This window comes from Winogradskyella sp. A3E31 (assembly GCF_046720935.1).
In the GTDB taxonomy this organism is placed as follows: Bacteria; Bacteroidota; Bacteroidia; order Flavobacteriales; family Flavobacteriaceae; genus Winogradskyella.
In genome coordinates, this window is record NZ_JBHNWH010000033.1 from 1 (window position 1) to 573 (window position 573).

At 34.2% G+C, this 573-nt stretch carries 1 protein-coding gene; it reads right to left on the bottom strand.

Features of this window, described 5'->3' with window-relative positions; translation table 11 throughout:
• Positions 1-137: 137 nt before the first annotated feature.
• The coding region (locus tag ACFEMA_RS14735) for a hypothetical protein (protein ID WP_411768970.1) at positions 138-573 on the bottom strand (436 nt) is incomplete at its 5' end.

Here is a 573-nt window from a genome sequence, read left to right on the forward strand (position 1 = left end):
AACGGTTTTGTATAACCGTCAGTTACAGCTTAAAGTTAAACAAACTTTCGGCAGAGACCGACGGTAGCAATTCCGAGTGGATTCGGACGTAGTCGAATCCGCCGTAATTGCGGTTATATATTGTTGTGTGTAGGCTTTTATTCCAGTCGAATATAAAATTGGTGTATTTCACCTTTTTCCTCATCGAACAGGACTGTAACTAATTCCGATTCAGATAACGAGATAATTTCTGCGTGACTTTCTCCTAAGTCATCTGTTCCTAATTTCTTTTTCCAATATTCATTATCAATGTCATAATGAATCATTAAATCTTTTTTGTCAGAGAATTTCCATTTTCCAGTTTCGTTCCAAACGCATTGATTAGAAATATACTTTCCGTTGGATAAATATTGAATTGTATCTCGACATTTTAATCCAGTGTATTCTTTTCCGTCTAATGTGCGGTTTATTTTGTTAACCCATTTACCAACAATTAATTCATTCCAATCAGTTTTTGACGAGTCTTTTTGTCCAAATGCGAGATTCGCAAATAAAGCACAAAAGACTATAATTCCGATTTTTATTTTAAAGTTC